The sequence below is a fragment of the Desulforhopalus vacuolatus genome, assembly GCF_016918505.1.
Classification (GTDB): domain Bacteria; phylum Desulfobacterota; class Desulfobulbia; order Desulfobulbales; family Desulfocapsaceae; genus Desulforhopalus; species Desulforhopalus vacuolatus.
In genome coordinates, this window is sequence record NZ_JAFFPZ010000012.1 from 108,217 (window position 1) to 114,834 (window position 6,618).

Below are 6,618 nucleotides of genomic sequence, written 5' to 3' on the forward strand. Positions count from 1 at the left end.
ATGAAAATTCAAAATATCAGGCAGTAATCATCACCAGAAGTCCGATAACTATAATGCAAACACCTGTAATCTTGGGCCAATCAATACTTTCTTCCAAAATAATTCGAGATAATAGAAGAACAAAAACGAAATTGAGCGCCGTCATGGCGTACATTATCGAAAAATCAATAACCTGCGCAGCAAGTGAGGAAATAACAGGGCAGCAGATAAAAAAGAAAACACCAGCCAAAAAAAATGGGTGCACGAATTTACGTGCAAAAGAAATATTTGCAACGGCAGCTTTTTTAAAACAAATATGTCCAACAGCCGCAAGCATGGAAACCAGCAAAAGTAAGAGAAAACCAATCTCCATACTCATTTCATTTTTCCCATACTCGTATCATCTCGATATTTTGAAAGAGTGATAATCGAAACTCCGACTAAAATAATTACAGCTCCGGCTAAACGTTGAAAAATAAATGGTTCGTGAAAAAATAATATACCGACAAAAAGCGATAATATATAGTTAACACCAAGGAGAGGATATATAAATGACAACTGATATTTTTTTCCCAACAGTAACCAGAGTAGAGTTCGGACACCATAAACACACACAAGCGTAAGGGATAACAATGCAATTGCCGAATGCTTATTATAATATATTGGAGAGATTTTAATTAAAACGCCTCCCAGTAAATTAGATAAGATCAATAAAATCAATCCGCAGCAAAGAAATTTATCAACGAAGAGGTTCTGAATAAATTTCATTAGGATCTCTCTTAATTTTTTTATGGTTTTTTAAAATAAAAAAAATCTTCGGATCAACCAAGACCACAAAGCGTAATTAAATATCCCTTTATGTGGTGTTCTAAAAAGATGCATTACTATTTGATTCCTGACTTTTCCTCTCAAGAACTTTGGCTATCTCAAATTTAGCCAAGATAACCTTATCTACAAATTGCCCATCTTTGACTTCATGCTCTCTCAACAGACCTTCCTGCAGATACCCCAGCCTCTCGTAAAAATGCAACACTTCGGGGTGTCCTGCATCTGTCTTACACCATATTTTATGCAACTTGAGTTTAAAAAAAGCATACTGTTCCTGTAACGTTAAAGCTTCAGATCCATATCCTTGTCCACGCGCCGCCGGGTTCGCAATAAATATGCTCAATCGAGCATTGCGATGCCGGAGATCAATCATATCCAACGATACATTCCCAATATGTATCTGATCGATATTCCGACAAATAGCACAAACAATCTTAGTATCGTCATTTTGCAACTTACCAAACCAGCGAAACTGTTGCTCCTTTGTAAAAGGCACCTGAACGCCAATCTTTGAATAAATATCGCGCCGATGCAACCATTCCCAAGTTCTATTCAAATCGGATACAACCAGTTTACGCAGATAAAGATTGTCCCCTTCAATTACAGGAGCCATCACCGTCCACGTCCAACGATGGACCGCACTTCGTACCTGGGCAACCCTGTAATTTCGCTTATGATTCGCCCAATATACTCTCCCAGCAAACCAATACCAGCGAGAATCATACCACTAAAAAAAGAGATCGTAAGAATCAGTGACGTGAAACCCTTCACACTACTTCCTCCGAACATCCAGCACATCCAGTACCAAAGAGAGAGTATAAAGGCGAAACCCGCAGTCGAAAAACCAATGGCGGAAAACCATCGCAGAGGTAAAATTGATGCGTTGATGATACTGTGAAAAGTTGCATAGACACATCGTCTGATAGAATATCCACTCTGTCCATAATTTCGAACATGATGTTCGACCGACACATTCATAACTTTTTTTGTCACGCTTACGATCAATGGGCCCAGCAACGGATATGCTATCCTGTATAAAGTTAAAATCTTTGCAAATTCTGCAGGCATAATTCGAAAACTCGTTGTAGAAATACCACGAGGCTTGTTATACATCTTGTCCATAACAAATGCTAAAAATTTTGATCCTGAATTTCGGATAAAAGTATGTTTTTTTATGTTATATGCGCCCATAATACAATCCATATCAGGAGAGGAATCCATTGCTTTTATCAATTTTGGTAATTCTTCCGGAGGGTGCTGCAGATCATCATCCATGGTAATGACGTAACGACCTTGTGCATGCTCTAGCCCACACAGCGTTGCTCGAAATTGGCCAATATTGTAAAGCAAATCAATCCCTTGAACAAAATCATATTTTTCAGATAATTGTACGATAGTATCCCACGTTCTCTTATCAGGGCTTCTATCATTGACAAAAATCACTTCAAAAATACCGTACGATTTCATGACTTCAGCAATCCGCTGCACCAGTTCAGGCAACCAGAGCCCGGACGCATAACATGGGATAACGATAGAATAGTTAATAGTATTCATCATCAACCTCTATGTGCAAAGCACGTTGCAGCTTATCGGCTGTTTTTCTGTATTCCTTACAGCTACATTCAAGGATAGCGTAACCAATCAAATTTGCATTGTGCGAAAAAGGGGCAACGAAATCACCTGTTTTTTTAGCCAGCACTAATGTCGTAATTTCTGGAACATAACTTTTTAGCTCTTCCAGCGTAGAAATATCTCTGAGTGTTCCAGAACGATCAGAGCCAAAGACATAGCTGCACATCGGTTTTGTATCACGTGCAACTGCCCCTTTGATAACATGGCCTAAAGCACTTTCTAAAAGCCACTCCATAAGATCAACATTTTTGCTCTGGTAAATTAAATCCGTGATACCATTTCCTCCGTTCCGAATCCCGATTTCCACAGCTGTTATATGCTCAGGTCCAACCATAACATCAAAATTTACAGGGCCAGTTGTATACCCCAGTTTACCTGCAATGCGGCACAGTTCGTCCTTGACACGCATGTCATCAGTTTTGCTCAGAATACCGGGCAGGGAATGACCTCGAACCAAAACCCCATCCAGATATTTGCGTGTAGAAGTAAAAAACAGCAACTCACCATCTTGAAAAAAAGCATCTCCGCCAACTTCAATTCCTTCTAAAAATGATTCAGTACAAATCAAATCATTTCGGGAAAAATATCGCGAGAGATTAAAGGCTTCCAGCACGTCCCCGCGCTTCAGATGAGGATGAAGAATGGTTACTCCCCTGGACCCTGAAGCATCATCAGGTTTAATGACAATTTTACAACCTCGGGATTGATAAAATATCCAGGCATCTTCAGGAGTCTTACAAACCTTAAATTCAGGACAGTTGAGGCCTTCCTTCTGAAGAAATGTTCTGAAAGCTGTTTTTGATGATACGGTTTGAGCAACGAATCTTGATGGTCCCGGCAAACCCATTTTTTGGGTCACGTATGCAAGAGTCGGAACACTGACATCAGTTCCACTTGTAACAATGGCATCTATTTCATGATGAACAGCGGCCTGGAGCACTGTTTTTTCATCAGTTGTGTCTATTTCAAGAAATAAATCAGCCAGCTCAATCCCTGGATAACAACCAGCAATACTCAAAACCAAAGTATTTAAACCCATCTCTTTTGCTTTCTGAATGAGCGGAACCTGGTATACTCCGGCCCCTAAAATCATTACTTTTTTTTTCATCTCAGATGGCCTTATTGTGCATTGACATTTTCTCCGGCCTGAAGGAGGGGATTTTTTTTCAAGCAAAAGGATACCGTCAGAGTTCACTGATTCTCAGAAATATGCAGTATTTTTGGAAGAACTAAAAAATTAAAAATATGATTATACAATTTTTTCAACAATCTTCAACAGATGCCAGCTCTTCCCGGTTTGACAATAAACCCTTGTTTTCACGAATATTTTTCGGCGATATTACAAGGATATACCGTCCTTGACGATAAGTAAATTCTGCGTAAAACGTACGTATGATACCATTCCTATTAAGTTGTAACCCGTTTTGCATCCTGTTTATCCATTCGTAGTTACAAACGACAAAAGGAACCACGAATGGACACGAATAAACACGAATTATTACTGAAAAAAACATAAGAGAATGCCCTTGTGATTGCTTTGAGGTAATTGATGTTTTCCGTGTCCTTCCGTGTTTTCCGTGGTAGCAAACTACATGAGTATTGTGGCAATGTATTGTTTCTGCTTATCGATCCATCTGGAGCAGGGTCTGTTCTCATGCTCCTGGTAAACCACGGATAAACACGAATTAGTACTCATTCGCAATCGCCAAAAAAGATGTCTACGCAGTTGCGTTATCTGGTCAATACAAAATGTAAATGGTATGAAACATCGCTGTTTCAATACGTACGAGTAAACGGGAAAAGAGCTGAAGGGTTCCTTGAATAATCTTGTATTTCGTTCATATTCAAGGCACAGGAGAAAATTTACCGGAGCTATATGTTTGATATTGCGAGGATAAATTTTTGACTGTAACGAAGAAGATGGGCGAAAGACTGATTATTCAAGGTTCCCTGAACATATAGCTCCCTGTATGCTCAGTCTGAGATCTTCCTGTTTGAAGAAAGATCATGATCTGGTACCTTTCTAAAAGAGAGGGCTGCTGGCAGCGTACTCTTATTCATATCACGGTGTTGCACGTATTGTACTCATCCAGCTTCAGCCTTCCTTTCTCTTAATTTTTTCTTATGGATACCTTCCTCAACATCCGTTTTCGCCTCTTCACGCTGATCGTCTTCTTCCTTGCTTTTGCCCTCGGAGTACAGAGCTTTGTTCTGCTCTCACTCTCCGTGCATCACGATAGTGACGCGGTTCGTCAGAGGGTAAAGGTGGTTCTGGATATGGTTGAGAAGGGGACAGATGTCCATGAGGTGCGCGGTGCGCTCATAGAGCTGCGGGAGGCCCGGTGGCTGCAGAGGAACCACGACAAGCATTTCTGGCTTGCGGCGGTTTTTCTGGTGTTGAATGCGCTGGCTCTCGGGGTGGTGCTCTTTTTTCGGCTGGACCGGATTTTTGTCCGGCCGCTGGAGAAGGTAAGTCTGCTGGCAGAGCAATATCGTGATGAAGATCTGTTTTTCACCGGGGAGCTGGAGGTGCGGCAACCCTTCAGGGCACTGAGTCACCGGTTGCGACAGATGCTTGAGCGGATTGATGTGGACCGTAAGCAGCTGCGAGAGCAGGTGGTAGAGCTGGAGCGGGTGAATGCAGAGCTTATGACGAGTCGGACCCGGCTGGTGCGATCCGAGAAACTGGTGACGGTGGGGCAGCTCTCTGCTGGTCTGGCCCATGAAATAGGCAATCCGCTGGCGATTGTACAGGGGTATCTTGATCTCCTCAAACTTGATGATGTTGAGCTTGAGGAACGGGTGAGTTTTGCGGAGAATTCCCAGAAGGAGCTGGACCGGGTGGGGCGGTTGATTTCTCAGCTGTTGCAGTTTTCCCGTCCGGATAAAGTTGAAGCCGAAGAACTGGTCCTCGGGGCATTTCTTGAGGAGTGTGCGGAGCTGGCCTCCATGCACTCCGGGGTGCGTCACTGCTCTGTGCGCCTGGATCTCGGTGAGGATACCTGTGCTGCCTTCCGCAGCAGCGCAGATCTTCTGCAGCAGATAGTGTTGAACTGTATGCTGAACGCTGCGGATGCCCTTGTGGAGTCGATGAGGGAGGATGGTGAGATTGTTCTCTTCGGCAGGAGGGACAGAGGGAGTGTGCGGTTTGAGGTGCGGGATAACGGCGGCGGGGTGAGTGAAGAGGTTGCCGCACGAATGTTTGAGCCATTTTTTACCACGAAGGAGGCGGGCAGAGGAACGGGGCTCGGTCTCTTTGTCTGCCAGTTGCTGGCAGGGAGGCTCGGCGGAGAGATTTCGGCGGAGAATGGAGCGGAGGGTCTTGTGGTGAAAATCTTCCTGAGAGATGTGGGTGAAGGTGTTTGCCTGTAATGCTATTTACATTTTGTATTGCCCCCAAAAAAACGACAGGACAAACAGGGTGATACATTAGTTTCATTGCAGAAACGTCTGTTGTGAGATGAGCCACCTGTTGTGCTGAAGACGCCCAAATTGGGCGTCTCTACAAAAACCTTTTGCTTTTGCTTTTTCCCGTCTCCCGTCTCCTGTCTCCCTTTTTCCGTCCCTGCCTTTGTATTGATTCATCACCATTGATGGGAAATCGGCACGGCAGTGGCTTCCCACAATGTTGTTGTGTAGAACAAGGCATGCCTTGTCTACAATGTGACGGCAATCAGGCAGGTATTCAGCTGGCTGGAGAGTGCTGACGGCGTAGCAATATTCAACGGGCCGTTCTACTTCACTCTCCCTCTGGAAGACTTTCAACGGTGCCTCTTCCTTCCGGTGCGTGGGTTCCCATTGGGTATATGCAGGCCTTAAGCATTCGGGTTGTTTATTCTCCGGCATGGGTGGCGTCTCGTCTTCACATATCCGTTCTTTTTTATTCACTGGTCTGTTCTCCTCTAATCTGTTCTCCTCTAATCTGTATTCGGTCGTTTCTGCTGCCTGTATTCCTGTTGCCTTTTCTGGTATATTTACGTCCACTTCATGGTGTTTTACATACATAAAAACCCCACTGGTGGACGTTTGTACAGATTCTACAGGCTCTTGTTCAGTCTGCATCCTGCGTGAGGTTGCTTCCAGATATGCGACTCGAGCCGCCTTCAATCGGTAAACTCTGCGCCTGTCGCCATCGCTGCCGTTTCGCTTCACTGCTTGAACTTCATAACCGCACAGTCT

Annotated in this window: 7 protein-coding genes; 1 reads left to right on the top strand and 6 read right to left on the bottom strand. The window is 43.7% G+C overall.

What is annotated here, in order from left to right; translation table 11 throughout:
* Positions 1–16 precede the first annotated feature (16 nt).
* The 5 genes from JWG39_RS09480 to JWG39_RS09500 form a co-directional block, all read right to left on the bottom strand.
* Entirely contained in the window at positions 17–358 is a 342-nt protein-coding gene (locus JWG39_RS09480; protein WP_205219150.1) for a hypothetical protein, read from the bottom strand.
* Positions 355–747, bottom strand: coding sequence for a DMT family transporter (locus JWG39_RS09485; RefSeq protein WP_205219151.1), 393 nt, complete (start codon positions 745–747; stop codon positions 355–357). The genes JWG39_RS09480 and JWG39_RS09485 overlap by 4 nt, the downstream gene beginning before the upstream one ends.
* Before the next feature lie 100 nt (positions 748–847).
* Complete coding sequence (locus tag JWG39_RS09490) at positions 848–1,420, bottom strand: GNAT family N-acetyltransferase (protein WP_205219152.1); 573 nt, start codon at positions 1,418–1,420, stop codon at positions 848–850.
* On the bottom strand, positions 1,420–2,364 hold the full coding sequence (locus tag JWG39_RS09495) for a glycosyltransferase (protein WP_205219153.1): 945 nt from the start codon (positions 2,362–2,364) through the stop codon (positions 1,420–1,422). The genes JWG39_RS09490 and JWG39_RS09495 overlap by 1 nt, the downstream gene beginning before the upstream one ends.
* Positions 2,348–3,547: an ATP-grasp domain-containing protein gene (locus JWG39_RS09500; RefSeq protein ID WP_205219154.1), complete on the bottom strand. Its 1,200-nt coding sequence runs from the start codon at positions 3,545–3,547 to the stop codon at positions 2,348–2,350. The genes JWG39_RS09495 and JWG39_RS09500 overlap by 17 nt, the downstream gene beginning before the upstream one ends.
* A 1,016-nt stretch (positions 3,548–4,563) precedes the next feature.
* Here JWG39_RS09500 and JWG39_RS09505 point away from each other — a divergent pair.
* Entirely contained in the window at positions 4,564–5,811 is a 1,248-nt protein-coding gene (locus tag JWG39_RS09505) for a sensor histidine kinase (protein ID WP_205219155.1), read from the top strand.
* A gap of 63 nt (positions 5,812–5,874) precedes the next feature.
* Here the strand turns inward: JWG39_RS09505 and JWG39_RS09510 are convergent, their stop codons facing one another.
* The gene (locus JWG39_RS09510; protein ID WP_205219156.1) at positions 5,875–6,327 is read right to left on the bottom strand and encodes a hypothetical protein; all 453 of its coding nucleotides are present in this window, start codon (positions 6,325–6,327) and stop codon (positions 5,875–5,877) included.
* Positions 6,328–6,618: the final 291 nt, after the last annotated feature.